This is a genomic window from Flavobacterium pokkalii (assembly GCF_014596575.1).
GTDB classification, from domain to species: Bacteria; Bacteroidota; Bacteroidia; order Flavobacteriales; family Flavobacteriaceae; genus Flavobacterium; species Flavobacterium pokkalii.
On the sequence record NZ_NASZ01000017.1, the window covers coordinates 51,501 to 69,609 of the forward strand.

General features: G+C 35.5%; 17 protein-coding genes. 3 read left to right on the forward strand and 14 right to left on the reverse strand.

Going from position 1 to position 18,109, the window contains the following annotated elements:
* The first annotated feature begins 65 nt into the window (after positions 1–65).
* Positions 66–1,136, forward strand: a complete 1,071-nt coding sequence (locus B6A10_RS11325; protein ID WP_188220952.1) for a DUF3810 domain-containing protein — start codon at positions 66–68, stop codon at positions 1,134–1,136.
* 1 nt (position 1,137) lies between these two features.
* Here the strand turns inward: B6A10_RS11325 and B6A10_RS11330 are convergent, their stop codons facing one another.
* Both B6A10_RS11330 and B6A10_RS11335 read right to left on the reverse strand, forming a co-directional pair.
* Positions 1,138–1,953, reverse strand: a complete 816-nt coding sequence (locus tag B6A10_RS11330) for a lysophospholipid acyltransferase family protein (RefSeq protein WP_188220953.1) — start codon at positions 1,951–1,953, stop codon at positions 1,138–1,140.
* Positions 1,954–2,038: 85 nt separating this feature from the next.
* Positions 2,039–2,686 (reverse strand): NUDIX hydrolase, encoded by a 648-nt coding sequence (locus B6A10_RS11335; RefSeq protein ID WP_188220954.1) that lies wholly within the window; start codon positions 2,684–2,686, stop codon positions 2,039–2,041.
* 86 nt (positions 2,687–2,772) lie between these two features.
* Between B6A10_RS11335 and B6A10_RS11340 the strand changes: the two genes are divergently transcribed.
* Positions 2,773–3,213, forward strand: coding sequence for a DUF4268 domain-containing protein (locus B6A10_RS11340; RefSeq protein WP_188220955.1), 441 nt, complete (start codon positions 2,773–2,775; stop codon positions 3,211–3,213).
* Positions 3,214–3,222: 9 nt separating this feature from the next.
* On the opposite strand, the gene B6A10_RS11345 is transcribed toward B6A10_RS11340, so the two are convergent.
* The 12 genes from B6A10_RS11345 to B6A10_RS11400 form a co-directional block, all read right to left on the reverse strand.
* Entirely contained in the window at positions 3,223–3,636 is a 414-nt protein-coding gene (locus B6A10_RS11345) for a hypothetical protein (protein WP_188220956.1), read from the reverse strand.
* Between the two features lie 14 nt (positions 3,637–3,650).
* Positions 3,651–4,592 carry an NAD(P)H-dependent flavin oxidoreductase gene (locus tag B6A10_RS11350; RefSeq protein WP_188220957.1) on the reverse strand — a complete coding sequence of 314 codons (942 nt, stop codon included), beginning with the start codon at positions 4,590–4,592 and terminating at the stop codon, positions 3,651–3,653.
* A 6-nt stretch (positions 4,593–4,598) separates the two neighbouring features.
* Entirely contained in the window at positions 4,599–6,218 is a 1,620-nt protein-coding gene (locus B6A10_RS11355; protein WP_188220958.1) for a S8 family serine peptidase, read from the reverse strand.
* 79 nt (positions 6,219–6,297) lie between these two features.
* Positions 6,298–7,485, reverse strand: a complete 1,188-nt coding sequence (gene mnmA / locus B6A10_RS11360) for a tRNA 2-thiouridine(34) synthase MnmA (protein ID WP_188220959.1) — start codon at positions 7,483–7,485, stop codon at positions 6,298–6,300.
* Positions 7,486–7,575: 90 nt separating this feature from the next.
* Positions 7,576–8,289, reverse strand: a complete 714-nt coding sequence (locus B6A10_RS11365; RefSeq protein ID WP_188220960.1) for a toxin-antitoxin system YwqK family antitoxin — start codon at positions 8,287–8,289, stop codon at positions 7,576–7,578.
* A 105-nt stretch (positions 8,290–8,394) separates the two neighbouring features.
* Positions 8,395–10,287 carry a membrane protein insertase YidC gene (gene yidC / locus B6A10_RS11370; protein ID WP_188220961.1) on the reverse strand — a complete coding sequence of 631 codons (1,893 nt, stop codon included), beginning with the start codon at positions 10,285–10,287 and terminating at the stop codon, positions 8,395–8,397.
* A 67-nt stretch (positions 10,288–10,354) separates the two neighbouring features.
* Complete coding sequence (locus B6A10_RS11375; protein WP_188220962.1) at positions 10,355–11,968, reverse strand: CTP synthase; 1,614 nt, start codon at positions 11,966–11,968, stop codon at positions 10,355–10,357.
* 142 nt (positions 11,969–12,110) lie between these two features.
* Complete coding sequence (locus B6A10_RS11380; protein WP_188220963.1) at positions 12,111–12,344, reverse strand: DUF3820 family protein; 234 nt, start codon at positions 12,342–12,344, stop codon at positions 12,111–12,113.
* Positions 12,345–12,348: 4 nt separating this feature from the next.
* Positions 12,349–14,226: a PBP1 and LysM peptidoglycan-binding domain-containing protein gene (locus B6A10_RS11385; protein ID WP_188220964.1), complete on the reverse strand. Its 1,878-nt coding sequence runs from the start codon at positions 14,224–14,226 to the stop codon at positions 12,349–12,351.
* Positions 14,227–14,335: 109 nt separating this feature from the next.
* The gene (guaA, locus tag B6A10_RS11390) at positions 14,336–15,865 is read right to left on the reverse strand and encodes a glutamine-hydrolyzing GMP synthase (RefSeq protein ID WP_188220965.1); all 1,530 of its coding nucleotides are present in this window, start codon (positions 15,863–15,865) and stop codon (positions 14,336–14,338) included.
* A 123-nt stretch (positions 15,866–15,988) separates the two neighbouring features.
* Positions 15,989–16,684, reverse strand: a complete 696-nt coding sequence (locus B6A10_RS11395) for a hypothetical protein (protein ID WP_188220966.1) — start codon at positions 16,682–16,684, stop codon at positions 15,989–15,991.
* 131 nt (positions 16,685–16,815) lie between these two features.
* On the reverse strand, positions 16,816–17,418 hold the full coding sequence (locus B6A10_RS11400; protein WP_188220967.1) for a hypothetical protein: 603 nt from the start codon (positions 17,416–17,418) through the stop codon (positions 16,816–16,818).
* A 245-nt stretch (positions 17,419–17,663) separates the two neighbouring features.
* Here B6A10_RS11400 and B6A10_RS11405 point away from each other — a divergent pair, with 245 nt between their 5' ends.
* Positions 17,664–18,050 (forward strand): RidA family protein, encoded by a 387-nt coding sequence (locus B6A10_RS11405; RefSeq protein WP_188220968.1) that lies wholly within the window; start codon positions 17,664–17,666, stop codon positions 18,048–18,050.
* Positions 18,051–18,109: the final 59 nt, after the last annotated feature.

Sequence of the window (18,109 nt, forward strand, 5' to 3'; positions counted from 1 at the left end):
TAAAAGCCTTTTCTCTCATTAAACGGAATATTATAATATATTTACAAGACTATAAAATTGCAATTTTGAAACGAAAACACATCCTGCCTTTTTTATTAATTATTCAAATTCTATTTCTTAAAATACTTCCTTTTTTCCCGGAAGCAGTAGAACGCTATTACAGTAACGGACTGTACCCTGTTCTATCAAAATTCTCCAGAATTATTTTAGGATGGATTCCGTTTTCGGTTGGCGATATTTTCTATTTGATTTTGATTTTCTTAGCCGGAAAATGGCTTTGGAACCATAGATCCCAAAACATAAGAAGGAAAAATAATTGGAAAGACTCCTTTTTATCGATTTTAAGTGTGCTTTCGGTGTTTTATTTTTTCTTTCATTTTTTGTGGGCACTTAATTATTACCGCATGCCTCTATTTGAAAAAATGAAAATCGAACGGGATTATTCAGATGCGGATTTGTATTTTTTTACCAAAAAAATCATTGCCAAAACCAATGAAATTCACTCCCAAATTACCAAAAACGATACGCTGAAAGTCAGCTATCCTTATTCTGACGAAGTTACTTTTTCCAAAAATATAAATGGTTATCAAAAACTGGCCGAAACTTATCCTTTTTTTACTTACCAAAATTTAAGTATCAAAAAATCGCTTTTTAGTTTACCGCTCACTTACATGGGATTTGGCGGTTATTTGAATCCGTTTACCAATGAAGCGCAGGTAAATGATTTAATGCCCAAATACAATTTACCCACCACCAGTTGCCACGAAATGGCACATCAAATGGGTTATGCCAGCGAAAGCGAATGCAATTTCATCGGTTTTTTAGCTTCGGTAAATAATGAGAATTTGTATTTTAAATATTCCGGCTACAGTTTTGCACTGCGTTATTGTTTGGCAAATTGGCAAATGAGAGACGAAAAAATTTATCTAAAATTATTAAAAACGGTTCATCGGGGAATTATCAAAAACTATATCGAAAGCGAACAATTCTGGATGGAATATGAAACCCCGATTGAAAAAGGATTCCATGCTTTTTACGACCGCTATCTTAGAATCAATCAGCAAAAAGACGGCATGGACAGCTACAGTAAATTTATCGATTTGTTAATCAATTATTCTAAAAAGAAATCTTTGTAAACTAAGAATCAATTTCCCATTGACGCAATTTATTTAACTCTTCCTGCTCTTCTAATTCTTCAATTGGAATTACTTTCAGGAAAGAAGGATGTTGCTCAATGGCATACTCTATTTTTTCTACAATAGCGTCAATGGAGTCATTTTCATAATCAATTTCTAAAGGCTCTTTGATAATAAAGGACTGCAAAATACCTTTCTTTTTCATTCGGATCCCTTTACGGTCAAAAGAACGTCTGAAACCGTCAATAACTATAGGGACAACAATGGGCTTATGTTGTTTAATAATATGAGCCGTTCCTTTACGAACCGGCTTAAAAGAACGGGTAGTTCCCTGCGGGAAAGTAATTACCCAGCCATCGTCGAGTGCTTTTTTGATATTTTCGGTATCATTGGGGTTTACCGCTCTTTTTTCCGTCACATCAACGCCTTCAGAACGCCAGGTTCTCTCCACCGGAATGGCTCCGGCATAAGACAAAATTTTAGGCAATAAACCGGAACGCATGGTTTCTTTGGCCGCCACATAATAAATATTCATTTTAGGCTCCCACAAATAACCAATATTTTTTATTGAATCGATTCGACCACTTAAACTCGCATTAAACACATGAAACATCGCCACTACATCGGCAAAATAGGTTTGATGATTAGAAATAAACAAAACATTGGTATCGGGTAAATTCCGAATAATCTCCGAACCTTCGATTTGTAAATCATTAAAACCGCGGTAACGTCTATGCGTAAAACTCCCAAAAATACGGATTAACCATTTTTTCAGGAATAAAATATGTCCGAACGGATTTCTTTTAAAGAGTTTCATAAACGCTGTTTTCTGTTCAAAATTTGAAAGCGAAGCCACAAAAATAACATTTGTGTGCTTAAATCCAAAGCTTAGCCATTAATCCTTAATCATTTGTAAAAACAGAATTCATCACATCCTTCAATTCACTAAGCATCATAGCTGTGGCACCCCAAACCACATGATTATCAATCTTAAAAGCCGGAACTTCGATACTTCGGGCGTAGGAAGTCGTAAGCGTTTCATAACCTACAATTGCATCATTTCGAAAATCAGCCAAAGGCAATTCGATAATAGCCGCCACTTCTACCGGATCGGGAACAAACTGAATTTCTTCTTTACAAATTCCTAAAAAAGGATGCACCATAAAATTACTGGGCGGAATGTATAAGGAACTAAACGCTTTTAGAATTTCAATTTTATCACGGCTGACGCCAATTTCTTCCTCGGTTTCCCGCAAGGCTGTAGTTTTCAAATCGGCATCTTCAGGTTCGTATTTTCCTCCGGGAAAAGCCACCTGAGCCGAATGCACGCCTTTGTAAGAATTACGAACAATCAGAACCAAATGCGTTTCACCATTTTTAGGATAAAAAAGCATGGTTACTGCGGCTTCCTTTGGATTTCTATCTTTCAAATTTATTTTCGACAAAAGTTCTTTTCGTTCAAAAGGCATCATCTTTTCATGTGAAACCGAAGCCGAAAGCGGTGCGCCAACTAATGCAGGGATAAATTGTAAAAAATATTGAAAATCCATAATCAAAAGCTATTTTTGCAAAACATTATATAAATATACTTTAGAAAACCACTTTGCACAAGTTTTCTAACACCAAAGCATCTAAAATGTACAGTAAAGAAGAAACACAACGATTAAAAAGGGAATTCTGGGTCGCTTTTGCCGAAAAATATCCAAGAAAATGGTTATTATATGACACAAAAATCAAAGATTTCTCTTTTAAATTTTTTGTTGACAATAAAAAAGCGCAGGTTCTTATTGATATTGAGCCTCGTAATACGGAAAAAAGAACGGCTTATTTTGAAAAATTAGAAGCTTTAAAAAACATCTTAGAAGAAGAATTCATCAGCGATCTGGTTTTTGAAAAAGACTATGTTTTAGACAGCGGTAAAACTATCAGCCGCATTTGGGTAGAAAAATCAGGGGTTGGCTTCAGTAACCGCAACAACTGGGATCTTATTTTTGACTTTTACAATGAAAAAATGGACGCCTTAGAACGATTCTACCTAGAGTATGATGAATTTATCAAGGATATTGAGATTGAGTAAAACCAGATTTTACATTGTAAAAATATTATAGACAATCACATGATTGGGATAAGTGATATACAATTGCTTTCGGTTGTCTTGTTTTTTACGGGTGATAATGGACACGGTACAATCGACTCCGTCATTATCCCGGCAAATGAAGGAATACACCAAATCCGTTTCCGATTCTGATTCCGGTTGGTAGGTCAGGATTTCATACAATTGAATGTTGCGGGAATAAATCAAAAATCGATTTTTATCAGTATCCAGAGTAACCAAAATGTTTACCAAATTCAAATCAGACCATTTGCCCCATTTGCCTTTTTCGTTTCTTTCCAAAACACTAAAACCCGAAGTTCGGAATTTATACGTTTGGCTGTAAGATTGCTGCATACCGATTCCTAAAAAAAGGAAGCATAGATACAGGCATTTTATTTTTGTCATTTGAAATTTCATTATTAAAAAATTTGGGACACTTTCTTTTTGGCTAACTGATACTCCTGCATCATATCGAAAACAATCGCTTCCGCCGATTTTATTTCGTGAATTAATCCGGCAATCTGACCTATTTCTAATTCGCCTTCGGTTAAATCTCCTTCAAAAATTCCTCTTTTGGCACGCGCTCTTCCTAATAACGCAGCTAAGTCCTCTTTTGTTGGACATTTGGCATATAATTCCTGAATATCATCAAAAAATTTGTTTTTTATCAGGCGCACCGGCGTTAATTCTTTCAGGGTTAATTGCGTTCCTCCTTCTTTAGTATTCAAAATTGCCTGCTTGAAATTTTCATGTGCCGAAGATTCTATCGAAGCCGCAAAACGACTTCCCACCTGAACCCCATCGGCACCTAAAATCATAGCGGCCAGCATTCCGTTTCCATTAGCAATTCCACCAGCTGCAATAATAGGAATTTTTATTTGTTCTTTTACCATCGGAATCAAAGTAAAAGTAGTTGTTTCATCCCGCCCGTTATGCCCTCCGGCCTCAAAACCTTCTGCTACAATGGCATCCACTCCGGCTTCCTGAGCTTTCAGCGCAAATTTGGTACTGCTCACCACATGCACAACGGTTATGCCATGTTCTTTTAAATAAGGTGTCCAGGTCATCGGATTTCCGGCAGAAGTAAATACAATATTCACGCCTTCCTCCACTATGAGCTGCATGATTTCCTGAATGTTGGGGTACAACATTGGAATATTAACACCAAAAGGTTTCGAAGTCGCTTTTTTACATTTTTGAATATGTTCCCGCAACACTTCCGGATACATGGAACCGGCGCCAATTAAACCCAAACCTCCGGCATTACTTACGGCGCTGGCTAATTTGTAACCACTGACCCAAACCATTCCCGCCTGAATAATGGGATACTGAATATCAAAAAGTGTTGTGATGCGATTCATAAACTGTTAATTTTTAATCACTTTTCCTTCTTTCGAAAAAAGCTCCGATTGAATTTTATAAAAATAAATACCATTACTCAAAGTTTCTACCGAAAAAGCAGACTCTGTTTCCTTTATCTTTTTTTCAAAAATTTGTTGTCCCAATGCATTAAAAAGCCAAATCGTAGCTGAATTAAAATTAGGCGGAAAATGAATCGAAAACAGATCAGCGGTAGGATTAGGATAAGCAACAAAATATTCAAATTGCTGCTTTCTAACATCGTTTCCATTATTCAGTGCCCAATTAAAATCGGGGATTCCATAACCGTAATTATTATTCGGACTGGCATATAAATTTGATGATTGCAAGACTAAATCTCTAATTTCCTGATTACTTGCATCTGGATAAGCCTGCCACAAACAGGCTAACATTCCGGAGATAATGGGTGCTGAAAAAGAAGTTCCATTGGAATACACTGGATTTCCATTTTCATCCGATACAATTATATTTTGACCTAAAGCCATCACATCCGGTTTTATCCTACCATCACTTGTTGGTCCAATCGAACTAAAAGCTGCTTTTTGCTGATTTGCATGAACAGCTCCTACTGTAATTACCGAAAAAGCATCCGCAGGAGCACTAATATGGGGTTCTGACTTACTTCCTTCATTGCCCGCTGAAACAACAACTAACATTCCGCGACTAAAGGCTATTTCAGCTCCTTTGGAAATAAAAGCGGTTTTACCATCTCTTTCACTATAAGTTAAATTATAAGCCGGATTATCGAAGTCTGAATAACCCAAAGAAGTATTGATAATATCCACACCTAAACTGTCCGCTTTTTCGGTTGCCTCAACCCATAAGGATTCTTCTACCGGATTCTCAGAAGCGGAATCTTCGGTGACAAACAAATAATAAGAAGCATCAATAGCGGTCCCAATCAGAGCATTCTCCGTATAAGCCGCCATAGTGGACAACACATTCGTTCCATGCGTATCATGCGCATACAAACTATTGTCACGGGCAACAAAATTATAACCTCCCAGAATTTGGTTATTTTCTCTTATTCTTTTAAAAGCAGGAGCACTATCAACTCCTAAAAAACCGGCATCCAAAACGGCTATAATTTTACCAGAACCTTTATAATTTTGCTGGTGCAAATATTGTCCGTTAAGCATTTCTATTTGCGTAGCAAAAGCGGTTGTTGCTAAAATTGATTTCTCTTTCTTTTGTTTATTGGTTTTATTCAAAACAACATTCCCTTCCGAAACTATTTTAGCCGAATTATTTAAAGATTTATCCGCAAAATCTATTTGAGCTACAAAATCATATTGTTGCAAACTATTAATTGCCGTTTGCGAACCTCTTACATGTATCGCATTCATCCATTTGGACTTTGCCATGACTTTTATGTCTGTAACCTTATTCACAATCGCAACAAAATCCTGATTTATGGGAATATCTTTGAAATCCAAAACTATGTTTTGTCTGGTTCTTCTATCTAAAGCCCGTTGCGAGAGCATTTCTAACGGATTATTGCAAAAATAAGATTCATTAGCTTTGCTTTTAAAATACACCCAGGCATCCTGTTGCGAAAAAACAAGAAGCGGGATTAGTACAAAAAACGACAAAGCAATTTTCTTCATAGTTTCGGCAAATAAAAAAAGTGATTAACTCATTTTGAATTAATCACTTAAATATATTGTTTATTTTTTGAAACTACAACTACGAAATTACTCCCGAACCTATTAATTCGTCGTCAAGATACCAGGCTACAAATTGTCCTTCGGTTATAGCCGATTGCGGTTCTTCAAAAGAAACATACAATCCCGACTCGAATTGATGCAAAGTAGCGTCCTGCAAAGGCTGACGGTAACGGATTCTGGCTTTTACTTTCATAATTTCTCCGTCATTCAAAGTCATATCTTCCCGAATCCAGTGTACTTCTGATTGTTCTACAAACAAAGCTTTTCTGAACAATCCCGGATGATGACTACCCATTCCGGTATAAATCACATTCGATTCCACATCAGTTGCAATGACAAACAAAGGTTCCACCGTTCCGCCTACATTCAATCCTTTTCGCTGACCGATAGTAAAATAATGTGCTCCCTGATGTCTTCCTACCATTTTCCCCATCTCCGGAGTATATTCGATCGGACTTGCTTCTAAAGATAAAATTTCTTCATCTGTCAATCCTTTTGGAATTCCAATATTATAAACCGAATTGTCTTTATCAATCTGAACAATTACACCCGCTTTAGGTTGTAATTTTTGTTGTAAAAATTCAGGTAAGCGTACTTTCCCAATAAAACATAATCCTTGAGAATCTTTCTTTTCGGCGGTAACCAATTCCATTTCGGCGGCGATTTCGCGCACCTGAGGTTTTGTTAATTCTCCAATTGGGAAAAGTGACTTAGCCAGTTGTTCCTGTGACAATTGACATAAGAAATACGACTGATCTTTGTTGTTATCCACACCCGAAAGCAATTGATAAACCTTTTCGCCATTTACTTCAGTTTCACTTTTTCGGCAATAATGTCCTGTAGCCACATAATCGGCACCAAGACTCAAAGCGATTTTCATGAAAACATCAAATTTTATCTCGCGATTACAAAGTACATCAGGATTTGGAGTTCTTCCCTTTTCGTATTCGTTGAACATATAATCAACGATTTTTTCTTTGTATTGCTCACTTAAATCAACGGTTTGAAACGGAATTCCTAATTTTTCGGCTACCAACAAAGCGTCATTACTGTCTTCTAACCACGGACATTCGTTTGAAATCGTTACCGAATCATCATGCCAGTTTTTCATAAAAAGACCAATCACTTCATACCCCTGTTGCTGCAACAAATAAGCCGCAACACTCGAATCTACTCCTCCGGAAAGTCCAACTACAACACGTTTCATTCTAAAAATTTGTTTTTTTATGGCTGCAAAGGTACGAAGTTTTTAAACGATTTTATTCATTACTGAATTTCGTGTTTGCGATTCAAAAAATTAGTTCGTTTTTACAGCATTTTTTGTTTTCGGATAACTCATATTCTCCTCCTTAGTCAACTTTCCGTTTTCAAAAAATTGCCAGATGCCCACTTTCTTTCCGTTTAAAAATTTCCCTTTGGAAACAATATTATTATCTACATCACGAAAGATCGCCTCTCCATCGTATTGGTTGTTTTTAAAAGTAGCTTCTTCCAAAACAATTCCTTTTTCAGAATATTTTTTTGAACTTCCGCTTTTTAAATTGTTTTTATAATACGTTTCTTCGGCAATTTTTCCGCTCGGAAAATAAACCGAACGTAAGCCTTCCAATTTTCCGTTTTTGTAATTTTCAATTGTCATAACGGTTGTAGCCGCCTGATGGTAGTATTTCCATTCGCCTTCAAACAATTTATTAACGACCTTTCCTTCGCTAACTTTATTTTTTTGCTGATCATAAAAAACCGTGTAAGCCACATTATCATTAGGATTGAAGGTTCGGGTTGCAATTACGGTTCCGGCTTTCGTATCATCATAAAACTTAAACTCGCCAATTTCTTTTCCGTGTGAAAAAGTGCCTTCGTAACGCAATCTTTTAGACTCCGGATAAAAACCTTTCCACAAGCCGTCTTTTTTACCATTGGCATCTACATTGTTGATTGCATTTTGCGAATGAACATTCAACATTGTCAAAAATAAAAATGCCAAACAACAAATATTTTTTATTCTATTCATAAAATTATTTTTATCTGTAAAACGCTTTTTGAAATACAAAAGTATATCAAATTAAAAAATCCCGTTCAGATAATTATCAGAACGGGATTGCTATTTGGAATCAAATTATTTCTTTTTTCTTTGAGCCTTCATCGCTTCCTGTTGCTCCATAGCTTCCTGAAGTCGTTGTTGAAACTTACTTTGTTTCTTTGGCTCTTTTTTCTTGTTCTCCTGAATTTCGGCGTGAATTTTATCACTGTCAATGATGTAATTTTTAATTACTAACATGATTCCGATTGTAATCGTATTTGAAATAAAATAATACAAACTCAATCCTGAGGCGTAACTGTTGAAGAAAAACAACATCATTAATGGCGAAATGTACACCATAATTTTCATCATTTTAGCCATATCCGGCATTCCTTCCTGTTGTGGTGTCGCCATTTGTTGGTCTCCTGTTGTCATTTTCATATAGAAGAAAATGGCAATCGAAGCTAAAATTGGGAACAAACTCACGTGATCTCCATAAGCAGGAATATGGAACGGTAATTTATACACCGAATCAAACGATGACAAATCATCTGCCCATAAGAATCCTTTATGTCTTAATTGAATTAAGGCTGGAAATAACTGGAATAAGGCGTAGAAAACTGGCATTTGCAACAAACCGGGCACACAACCCGCCATAGGATTTACTCCGGCTTTGTTGTAAAGTTTCATCGTTTCCTGTTGTTTTTTCATTGGCTCATCTTTGTATTTTTCACCAATTTCAGTAATCTCCGGACGCAATACTTTCATCTTAGCCTGAGACAGGAACGACTTATAAGTTACCGGCGACATTACTAATTTCACCAAAATAGTAAATAACACAATCGCCCATCCCTGAGAAATAAACATACTTAAAAATCCATAAGCAGGAATAAAAAGATAACGGTTAATCCAACCGAATATCCCCCAACCCAAAGCTACGATGTCTTCTAAATTTCTATCGTAAGATTTTAATAATTTATAATCTGTAGGACCGTAGTACCAGTTCATTTTTTGGTCAATCTCTCCGTTTTTGAAAGCCAATGGCACTACAGTTTTAAACTGTTTCGTAAAAATGGTATCCTTGTCGGTATCATTTACCAAATTATTAGAATACAACTCTACGGTTTTAAACGGCTGTTCTGTCAATAAAATTGACGAGAAAAAATGTTGCTTGTAAGCTACATAAGAAACTTCATCAACAGTTTCCGTTTTATCGTGTCCCTGACCTAAATAATCTTTCTTACCGTCTTCATATTCGAAATACAATTCCGAATAACGATTTTCATAAGAAACACTTTTTTCATTAGCATAGGTTTTAAAATCCCATTCTAATTGCAAAGGTTTATTTGTTTTTAAAATAGTATTCAACCCTTGTGTCTGAATATCAAAATCCAACATATAATCGTTAGCTTTCAACACATATTTATAAGCTAAATAAGCATTTTCAGAAGCTTTCAATTTCATTGTCAAAATTTGGTCTTCCCCATTTTTTGTCAATGTTGGCTCAAAATACAGTTCTTTAGTATTTAAAGTATGATTATCAGCAGTGGCCAATTGCAAATTAAATTGCGCATTGTTGTCTTTAATCAATTGTACCAATTGACCGGAACCTTTTTTGGAACGTTCAAAATCTTTTAATGTAGCCTCAACGATATAACCACCTTTGTTAGCAATAGTAAGTTTTACTAATTTATTTTCAATAGTAGTAAATTCGTCTTTAGCCGATGGCAAAGTAGCTGAATATGCAAAACTTCCTAAGCTTTTTTGCAATTGGGCTAATTGTAAACTATCATTAACTGTTCCGGAAACGGAGCTGATTTTAGCTGCATTTTCCTGAGTTTTTGAACCTTTAACAACCAACTCTTTTTTGGCTTTTTCTGCCGCAAGTTCTGCATCAGAAGGTTTGTTTTGATACATTATCCAAAGTAGTATACCGAAAATCAATATAAAACCAATCAGCGAATTGGGGTCAAACTTTTTTTCTTCCATTTTTAATTTAAATTATTTTTCCAGACGTATTGCCTAAACTATTTAAGATTCCATTTTCAGAAAATCCTTATTTCTTTCTTGCTTTTACAGCTGCCGCCACAAAGTTTACAAAAAGAGGATGCGGATTAGCTACTGTACTCTTGTATTCCGGATGGTATTGTACTCCAATAAAGAACGGATGATCTTCAATTTCTACAATTTCCACCAATCCGGTATCCGGGTTAACTCCAGAAGCTTTTAAACCTGCTTTTTCTAATTCAGCCGTGTAAGCACTGTTAAACTCATAACGGTGACGGTGACGCTCAAAAATTGTGGTTTCACCATAAATTTGATAAGCCAAAGTATCCGGTTTGATTTCGCATTTCCAGGCTCCCAAACGCATAGTTCCTCCTTTATCGGTCACATTTTTTTGTTCTTCCATTAAGTTCACAACCGGATGAGGCGTTTGCTCGTTCATTTCGGTAGAATTTGCCTCAGCATAACCTAACACATTTCTGGAATATTCAATAACCGACATTTGCATACCTAAACAAATTCCGAAGAATGGAATTTTGTTTTCACGGGCATAACGCACCGCTGTAATTTTTCCTTCGATACCTCTTTCTCCAAATCCCGGAGCTACCAAAATAGCATCGATATCACTAAATTTATCAGCAACATTTTCGCTGTCAATATATTCAGAGTGGATAGAAACTACGTTTACTTTAGTTTCATTAGCAGCACCTGCATGAATGAAAGCCTCTAAAATAGACTTGTAACAATCCTGCATTTCTACATATTTCCCAATCAAACCGATGTTTACAGTATGTTTTGGACTTTTTAATCTTTTTAAGAAAGTATTCCAGGTTTTTAAATCCGGAGCCGCTTTTTTAGGTAAATCTAATTTTTTCAAAGCAACCACATCCAGACCTTCTTCCAACATTAAGTTTGGCACTTCGTAAATAGTTGAAGCGTCGATAGACTGAATAACGGCTTCTCTTTTTACATTACAGAACAAAGCTAATTTTCCTCTTAAATCATTCGAAAGTTCATGTTCTGTTCTACAAACTAAGATGTCAGCTTTGATTCCGCTTTCCATCAAAGTTTTCACAGAGTGTTGTGTAGGTTTTGTTTTTAACTCCCCTGCAGCAGCTAAATAAGGCACCAAAGTAAGGTGAATTACAATTCCGTTATTTTCACCTAATTCCCAAACTAATTGACGAACCGACTCGATATAAGGCAAAGATTCGATATCACCAACAGTTCCTCCAATCTCTGTAATTACGATATCATAATCACCAGATTTTCCAAGAATTTGGATTCTGTCTTTAATTTCATTCGTAATATGAGGTACAACCTGAACCGTTTTCCCCAGAAACTCTCCTCTTCTTTCTTTCTCAATAACTGAAAGATAAATTCTACCGGTTGTTACGTTATTAGCCTGAGAAGTTGGAACATTTAAAAAACGCTCATAGTGACCTAAATCCAAGTCTGTTTCCGCTCCGTCATCAGTTACATAACATTCACCGTGCTCATAAGGATTCAAAGTTCCCGGATCAACATTAATATAAGGATCAAATTTTTGAATAGTTGTTCGATACCCTCTCGCCTGTAATAATTTTGCTAATGATGCCGCTATAATTCCTTTTCCCAAAGAAGAAGTAACCCCTCCAGTAACAAAAATATATTTTGTTTGATTCATGTTGTTCTAGTTTGTATTGTAGTTGTGTAAAAAACGTGGCAAAAATACGATTATAAATTTAGATTATGCTAATTTGGAAATGAGATAATTTCTAAAATTGACATTTGTCAACTCAAAAAGAAAAACCTCATTAATTTTACAATTAATGAGGTTTTGGATATCTTTTTTTAATATTTCGTATCAATTCTTCTAATCCGTTTAATTTTAATTCATAAACCAACTGAAGTTGTTGTCCTAACTCTCCTTTTGGAAAGCCTTTATTGTGATACCAAACCACATAATACTCAGGCAAATCTATCAAAAAACGACCTTCATATTTTCCAAAAGGCATTTGCGTATAAGCCAGTTTTATCAGCTGTTTTTGATAAGCATCCATAAAATCAATTCGCTACTTTTACAGTCAAATCGCTGTCATAATACAATATATAAACCCCTTCATTAGCATAACCTTCCCCCTCTTTTTTGTAATACTGAAACTTATTTTCAAACTGCTGCGTAGCGACCGCATTAACCGTTTCTTCAAAAGATTTATTTTGCATCAAACGCATCATCGTATCAAAAGTAACATCAAAACCTCTGGTTGCATAATCACTTGGCGCTATCGAATTTAACTTTCTGAATTTATTTCCAAAAACCAATCCTTCAGGCGATGTATTATCTCTTGTTACCGAAGGATACATCAATTTCAACTTAACCAAATTAGCAAAACTAATTTCATCCGAATCTAAAGTATCATTTGGTTCCAGCATCACTAATTGCACCTGATAGGCAGGCATTGCACTCAGCATCGCCGCAATAGTTGTTTTTATCATCCAGGTATTCGCCGTTTCCATCACCACATAATTCATCACATTAGGAAGCAACATCGCTTTCAAAGCTTCCGCAGAAACTGTTCCGTTAGCATTCAATGGAACTAACCGCACGTCTTTTTGATTTTGATTCAAATACTGAATAACCGAAGTTTTCTTTTTATCCACAACCGCAACTACATTTCCTCTTTTAGCCCTCATAAAATCAAACATTTTAGCTCTCAACACATCATTCGAAGGAACCGTCTGATATAAATTTGCTATTGGATTTCCGGCGTCTTTAGACAAAGGTGAAATCACCGGAACATTATTTGCCGCTAACAAACGGGCAGTTGCCTCGGCATTATTTTGATAAAAAGGTCCAATAACCGCATCTGCTGTTTGCAAATTATTAGCACTTACAATCGAAGCCACATTCGAACCGTATTTTGTTTCCTCCGAATCATAAATACTTACATCAATTGGCAATCCCATGGTTTTAGCCGAATCAATCGCCATCAAAGCTCCGGCATAAAAATCCAGAGTCATATTTAAAAATTTATCTTTTTTCAAACGTGCCGCAACTGAATTCACCGTATCTCCCTGCACTCTGGAGATATTAAACGGTAACAACAAAGCTATTTTTTTTCGTCCTGAAAAATTAGTTTTCGGAGTTAAATCATCATATACTTTAGTATCCGAAACACTTGAAAAAGCAGTATTCGAAGGCACTTTTATATTCATTCCAATTTCAACTCCGTTTTTCAATTCAGGATTTAAAGCCAACAATTCCTCCTGAGTCATCCCTGTCATTTTAGACAAACTGTACAAAGTTTCCTTTGGTTTTATTTCGTAATTTTTATATGGCGAATTTGTGAAAGCATTATTAGAAACAATTTCTTTATCCTTAACCGGATTCCCTTTGATTAACAAATGATAACCAATTGGCAAATTAGAAACAATTTCCGGATTTTTCTTTTCTAATTCCGCAATCGTAATTCCGTACTGTTTTGCAATAGAATATTTAGTTTCCTTAGGCTGTACATCGTGATAAATTACTTTTTCAGCAGACTTCACCGCATTTTTAGAAGGAATCACCAAAACTTGCCCAATTTGCAAACCGTCTTTTTCTAAAAAAGGATTGACTTTTTTCAAATCAGCATCCGAAACATTGTATTTTTTTTCAATGCCAAATAACGTTTCTTTTGGTAAAACTTTATGCGTAATTTCAACTCCAGTATTTACAACTTTCAAACCCGATTTAGAAGGAATTAAAAGCACCGTTCTCGGCTTTAATTTATCTTTAGCATCAGGATTTAATTTGTAAATATCATAAGGAGTTACCTGATACTTTTTAGCTATTTCAGTAATAGTTTCTCCTCTTTCCACCTTATGTGTTATTGTTTCCTGCGAAAAAACATTTTGAGAAAATATCAAAAGCGAAATCCAAATGGCAAAAAAATACTTCATTCTATCGATTAATTAAAATTACTAGACTTAAAAAGAAAACGGTACCAAATTTTATTCTAAATCTGATACCGTTTTTATACTATTAGAAATCCCCTTTAAGGTGTTTCTATTATTCCCACTCGATTGTTGCCGGTGGTTTTGAACTAATATCATACACTACTCTGTTCACTCCTCTTACCTTATTGATAATATCATTAGATACTTTCATCAAGAAATCATAAGGCAAATGAACCCAGTCAGCAGTCATACCATCGGTAGATTCTACAGCACGCAACGCTACTACTTTTTCATAAGTACGCTCGTCACCCATCACACCAACACTATTTACCGGAAGCAAGATTGCTCCAGCCTGCCAAACTTTATCATATAATCCCCAAGATTTTAATCCTTCGATAAACACAGAATCAACCTCTTGCAAAATCCTAACTTTCTCCGGAGTAATATCTCCTAAAATACGAATTGACAATCCAGGTCCAGGGAAAGGATGTCTTCCTAATAATTCAGGATCAATTCCTAAACTTGCTCCTACTCTACGCACCTCATCTTTAAAAAGCATACGTAAAGGCTCAACAACTTGTAATTTCATAAAATCAGGCAAACCACCCACATTGTGATGTGATTTGATTGTTGCAGATGGTCCTTTTACAGAAACCGACTCAATTACATCAGGATAAATAGTTCCCTGAGCTAACCATTTTACATCTTCTAACAAATGAGATTCATCGTCAAATACTTCGATAAATACTCTACCAATAATTTTACGTTTGGTTTCCGGATCACTAACTCCTGCCAATTCTGACAAGAAACGCTCTCCGGCATCTACTCCCTTCACATTAAGCCCCATTCCTTTGTATTGATTCAATACATTTTCGAACTCATTTTTACGAAGCAAACCGTTATTAACAAAAATACAATATAAGTTTTCACCAATAGCCTTATTCAATAAAACGGCAGCTACTGTAGAATCTACACCTCCGGAAAGTCCAAGAACAACTTTATCGTTTCCGATTTTCGCTTTCATTTCCGCTACAATCTCTTCAACGAAAGCATTTGGTGTAAAGTTTTGAGGAACATGAGCAATTTTCACTAAAAAGTTCTCCAACATTTGTTTCCCTTCTGTCGAATGGTAAACTTCAGGATGATATTGAATTGCATAAGTAGTTTCACCTTCAATTTTGTAAGCCGCAAATTCCACATCATGTGTACTTGCCAATTTAACACCATTTGTTGGTAAAGCCTTAATACTATCACTATGACTCATCCAAACCTGACTGTTTGGTGAAATTCCTTCAAAGAAAAGCTCTTCTTCTTTTATAAAAGAAAGGTTTGCTCTACCATATTCTCTGGTATTTGATGCAGCAACTTCACCTCCGCTAAAGTGAGCCAAATATTGCGCACCATAACACACGGCAAGCAAAGGCATCTTTCCTCTGATTTGTGATAAATCGGGATGCGGTGCATCTTCTGCTCTTACAGAAAAAGGACTCCCTCCCAAAATCACAGCCTTATAACTTGACAAATCTGATGGAATATTATTGTATGGAAATATTTCGCAGAATATATTTAATTCGCGAACTCTACGCGCAATCAACTGAGTGTATTGCGAACCGAAATCTAAAATAAGTACGTTGTGTTGCATGGGCGCAAAATTACTTTTAAAATTTGGAATGCAAAAATAGATTTTTGAAATTTTTCATTTTTTTTCTTTCCCAATTTCTCATCTAATTAAATCCAAAAAACAACACTTTCAGCACATTAATTTCTATTCTTTCACAATAACAAATTTTCCTTTAACTCCCTTATCCCAGTTGTCCCACAATTCTGAACGAACCAAAACTCCTTTATCATCATATATCTTAAATTCACAGGTATTCCCTCCTGATGTACCTTTACTATAAGCTTCCATTTCAAAAGTATTGAATCCTTCTTTCAGATTAAAAACAAACTGACCGTAACTGGAATACAACTCCATGATTCCTCCTATCATTTGCCCATTAATCGTCGCTTTAATTAAATCACCATCGATATAAATATAATCACGATAGAAAACGGTAAAATATTTAGATTTGGTTCGAATCTCTCCAAAATTTTTATCAATTTTAACCAAAAAACGATCATCTTCTTTCAACCCTTCCCTAACCAGAGTTTTATCCAAATCCTTAGTCATCTTTTCCATAATTCTATCCCCGGGATTCACATAATCATTGGTTTGCTCCATCGAAAAAGATTTGGCTTGACCGATTTGGTATTTTGAAAAAGAAGGCAAAGTCTCTTCCGGTTTTTTAAACAAATCTGGCGCTTTAATAACCGGAGCATCAGTAGTTGCAGCAGGTGTTACTTTCTTTGGAGCAACTGTCGGATTCAATGGCGCAATAGGTTTGAATTTCTTGCTAAACTCACTTTGAGCATAGCTATTCATTACCAAAAACATCATTATACCTAATAATAATTGCTTCATCGTACTTCTTGTTTTGCTTTATTAACAATCCTATAGTATCAACAAATATACCAAGCTTTCATTGTATAAAACAAAACCTCACGGAACATTAAAGAAATTTTAACCTAATAACCCGCCTAACCCGATTTTGATTATTCTTTTTCCAAAATAATCGTCGCCTTATACCCTTGCGCAATATTCCATTGATTAGACGAAATTACCGCTCCATTATCATCAAAAATCTTAAAATCAGCTGTATTTGGAGCCGCATAACCTTCGTTGATCGCTTCAAAATCAATTCGATTTACCCCTTTTTTCAAAGTAATATCAAATCCCTGAGGTTCTCCATTCAAAAGCACTTCCGGCTGAACAATTTCATAATTCACATATACTCTTACCTTATCTCCGTCAACATAAGCCGCGTCACGATATTGTACTTTAGCAGTTCCCGAAGCGGTTTTAACCACTCCAAAATCCTGATCGCGTTTAGCTAATTTCTCCGGATCTTTTTCCTCTCCTTTAGGAATTTCATAGGTATTCTCCTCAACATCCTGTATAACATAAGATTTAATTTTATTAAAATCTCCTGTATTAAACTTCACATCTTTTACAGGCGCTTCCTTTTTCTTTTTTTGCGGAGCCGCCTTTACCTTAAATTCACTGCCAAATTCTTCCTGAGCATAAGTTGCAGAAAACACACTCAATAGTAAGCCTAAAGTAAAAACCCGACCTTTTACATTAAAATATCGATTCATCTTTTTTATCTTTTTAATTAAAAAACTATATTCAAAAAAACGATTTTTCTGAACTTATTCCAAATAGATAACAACAAACTTTTCATTTTATTATAAATACTAACAAAACAAAGGCAGAAAAAACCAATTTTCATTTATCAAAATCATTGTTTTTTATTCTGGTATTTTTTATAAATTGCACCCAAAGATTCTAAATTTCAAACAGAGGTTTAGCCCTCTAAAAACCACTTAATTACATCAAAAAAATGAAAAGAGAAAACATCCTGACAGGATCGCCATGGGAAGATAAAATGGGATATTGTCGTGCAGTTCGCATTGGGAACATCATTGAAGTTTCGGGAACTGTTGCAATTGTTGACGGTGATAAAGTAAAAGCGGATGACGCACATGCTCAAACCTTAAACATTTTAGAAAGAGTTGAAAAAGTATTAGAAGACTTAAATGCCGGCATGAAAGATGTGATTCGTACCCGTATTTTCACAACAGATGTAAGCACTTTTGAAGCAGTTGCTATTGCTCACGCTAAATTCTTTAAAGACGTGAAGCCAACTACCGGTTTTTACGGAATCAACCAATTAGTTGCTCCTGAATACCTGGTAGAAATTGAATTAACTGCCGTGATTGCAGAATAATTAAGCTTCTAAAAAATCTTCGAGCGCAGCAAAAGTAGTTTAGCTTTCTAAAATTCACT

What these genes read in the sequence shown, in the direction of transcription:
- mnmA (WP_188220959.1), bottom strand. Translation starts at nt 7,485, where the DNA reads ATGAAACGTGTTGTAGTTGGACTTTCCGGAGGAGTAGATTCGAGTGTT.
- B6A10_RS11395 (WP_188220966.1), bottom strand. Translation starts at nt 16,684, where the DNA reads ATGAAGCAATTATTATTAGGTATAATGATGTTTTTGGTAATGAATAGC.
- B6A10_RS11355 (WP_188220958.1), bottom strand. Translation starts at nt 6,218, where the DNA reads ATGAAGAAAATTGCTTTGTCGTTTTTTGTACTAATCCCGCTTCTTGTT.
- B6A10_RS11340 (WP_188220955.1), top strand. Translation starts at nt 2,773, where the DNA reads ATGTACAGTAAAGAAGAAACACAACGATTAAAAAGGGAATTCTGGGTC.
- B6A10_RS11375 (WP_188220962.1), bottom strand. Translation starts at nt 11,968, where the DNA reads ATGAATCAAACAAAATATATTTTTGTTACTGGAGGGGTTACTTCTTCT.
- B6A10_RS11350 (WP_188220957.1), bottom strand. Translation starts at nt 4,592, where the DNA reads ATGAATCGCATCACAACACTTTTTGATATTCAGTATCCCATTATTCAG.
- B6A10_RS11330 (WP_188220953.1), bottom strand. Translation starts at nt 1,953, where the DNA reads ATGAAACTCTTTAAAAGAAATCCGTTCGGACATATTTTATTCCTGAAA.
- B6A10_RS11345 (WP_188220956.1), bottom strand. Translation starts at nt 3,636, where the DNA reads ATGACAAAAATAAAATGCCTGTATCTATGCTTCCTTTTTTTAGGAATC.
- B6A10_RS11380 (WP_188220963.1), bottom strand. Translation starts at nt 12,344, where the DNA reads ATGGATGCTTATCAAAAACAGCTGATAAAACTGGCTTATACGCAAATG.
- B6A10_RS11385 (WP_188220964.1), bottom strand. Translation starts at nt 14,226, where the DNA reads ATGAAGTATTTTTTTGCCATTTGGATTTCGCTTTTGATATTTTCTCAA.
- B6A10_RS11405 (WP_188220968.1), top strand. Translation starts at nt 17,664, where the DNA reads ATGAAAAGAGAAAACATCCTGACAGGATCGCCATGGGAAGATAAAATG.
- guaA (WP_188220965.1), bottom strand. Translation starts at nt 15,865, where the DNA reads ATGCAACACAACGTACTTATTTTAGATTTCGGTTCGCAATACACTCAG.
- B6A10_RS11365 (WP_188220960.1), bottom strand. Translation starts at nt 8,289, where the DNA reads ATGAATAGAATAAAAAATATTTGTTGTTTGGCATTTTTATTTTTGACA.
- B6A10_RS11335 (WP_188220954.1), bottom strand. Translation starts at nt 2,686, where the DNA reads ATGGATTTTCAATATTTTTTACAATTTATCCCTGCATTAGTTGGCGCA.
- yidC (WP_188220961.1), bottom strand. Translation starts at nt 10,287, where the DNA reads ATGGAAGAAAAAAAGTTTGACCCCAATTCGCTGATTGGTTTTATATTG.
- B6A10_RS11400 (WP_188220967.1), bottom strand. Translation starts at nt 17,418, where the DNA reads ATGAATCGATATTTTAATGTAAAAGGTCGGGTTTTTACTTTAGGCTTA.